Source organism: Methylobacterium sp. GC_Met_3, assembly GCF_026540775.1.
Lineage (GTDB): Bacteria > Pseudomonadota > Alphaproteobacteria > Rhizobiales > Beijerinckiaceae > Methylobacterium.
In genome coordinates this window covers 1-1893 of sequence record NZ_JALNUL010000138.1, presented here as the reverse complement: position 1 = coordinate 1893, position 1893 = coordinate 1, and the positions used below count along the sequence as shown (strand labels likewise).

Here is a 1893-nt window from a genome sequence, read left to right as displayed (position 1 = left end):
CCGGCAGGGTATCGAGGGCGGTCTTGACGATGGTCTGCGCGTCGAGCCCGGCCTCGGCGTACATCTTCTCCGGGCTGTCGTGGTCCTGGTAGGTGTCCGGAAGCGTCAGTGTCCGAACCCGCACCCGCCCCGCATCCAGCGCGCCTGTCTCGGCCAGAAGATGCAGCACCATCGCGCCGAACCCGCCGCGCGAGCCCTCCTCGATCGTCAGCAGGACCTCGTGGTCGCGTGCCAGATCCAGGATCAGCGCCTCGTCCAGCGGCTTGGCGAAGCGGGCATCCGCGACCGTCACCGCGACGCCCCGCTCGGCCAGCGTGTCGGCCGCCTTCAGCGCCTCCGCCAGACGCGTGCCGAGCGAGAGGATCGCGACCCGCGCCTCCGCGTCCCGCCGCACCACCCGGCCCTTGCCGACGGCCAAAACCTCGCCCCGCTCCGGCAACTCGACGCCGACACCCTCGCCGCGCGGGTAGCGCAGCGCGATCGGGCCGCTGTCGTGGGCATGCGCGGTCGCCACCATGTGGACCAGCTCGGCCTCGTCGGAGGCCGCCATCACGGTCATGTTGGGCAGGCAGCACAGGTACGCCAGATCGAACGCGCCGGCATGGGTCGCCCCGTCGGCGCCGACCAGACCCGCCCGGTCCAGGCAGAACCGTACGGGCAGGTTCTGCAGCGCCACGTCGTGCACGACCTGATCGTAGGCCCGCTGCAGGAAGGTCGAGTAGATCGCCACGAACGGCCGGTAGCCCTCCGTCGCCAGACCGCCCGCAAACGTCACCGCGTGCTGCTCGGCGATGCCCACGTCGAAGGTCTTGTCCGGGTGCGCCTTGCCGAACAGGTCGATGCCGGTGCCGCCCGGCATGGCGGCGGTGATCGCCACGACCTTGTCGTCGGCGTCCGCCGCCTTGATCAGGCTCTCGCCGAACACCCGCGTGTAGGCCGGCGCGTTCGGCTTGGCCTTGGCCTGCACGCCCGACACCACGTCGAACTTGACCACGCCGTGGTAGCGGTCGGCACTCGCCTCGGCCGGCGCGTAGCCCTTGCCCTTGCGGGTGACCACGTGGAGCAGGATCGGGCCGTGCTCGGCGTCGCGCACGTTCTTCAACACCGGCAGCAGGTGGTCGAGGTTGTGCCCGTCGACCGGGCCGACATAGTGGAAGCCCATCTCCTCGAACATCGTGCCGCCGCCGACCACGAGCGAGCGGGCGTATTCCTCGGCCGCCGCGGCGCGCTGGTAGATCGCCTTCGGCAGGAGCTTGCCGAGCTGCTTGGCGGTCTCGCGCAGGGTCTGGTAGGCGCCGCCCGAGGCGAGCCGCGCGAGGTAGGCCGACATGGCGCCCACCGGCGGGGCGATCGACATGTCGTTGTCGTTGAGGATCACGATCAGGCGCGAATGCAGGGCGCCGGCGTTGTTGAGCGCCTCGTACGCCATGCCGGCCGACATCGAGCCGTCGCCGATCACCGCGATGGCGTTGCGGCGCTTGGCGGCGCCGCCCGTGTGCTTGGCGGTGGCGTTGTCGAGATCGCGGGCGACTGCCATGCCGAGCGCGGCCGAGATCGAGGTGGACGAGTGGGCCGCGCCGAACGGATCGTAGACGCTCTCGGAGCGCTTGGTGAAGCCCGAGAGGCCGCCGCCCTGGCGCAGCGTGCGGATGCGGTCGCGGCGCTCGGTGAGGATCTTGTGCGGGTAGCACTGGTGGCCGACGTCCCAGACGATGCGGTCGTCGGGGGTGTCGAACACGTGGTGCAGGGCGACGGTGAGTTCGACCACGCCGAGCCCCGAGCCGAGATGGCCGCCGGTGATCGAGACGGCGTCGATCATCTCGGCGCGCACCGCATCCGCCACACTCTGCAGCTCCGATTCCGGAAGACGCCGCAACGCTGCCGGGTTCGGGA

At 70.9% G+C, this 1893-nt stretch carries 1 protein-coding gene; it reads right to left on the bottom strand.

Annotated elements, in window-relative coordinates; translation table 11 throughout:
- On the bottom strand, positions 1–1876 hold a 1876-nt coding region (dxs, locus tag OXS27_RS32125), incomplete at its 3' end, for a 1-deoxy-D-xylulose-5-phosphate synthase (protein ID WP_276593429.1).
- Positions 1877–1893: the final 17 nt, after the last annotated feature.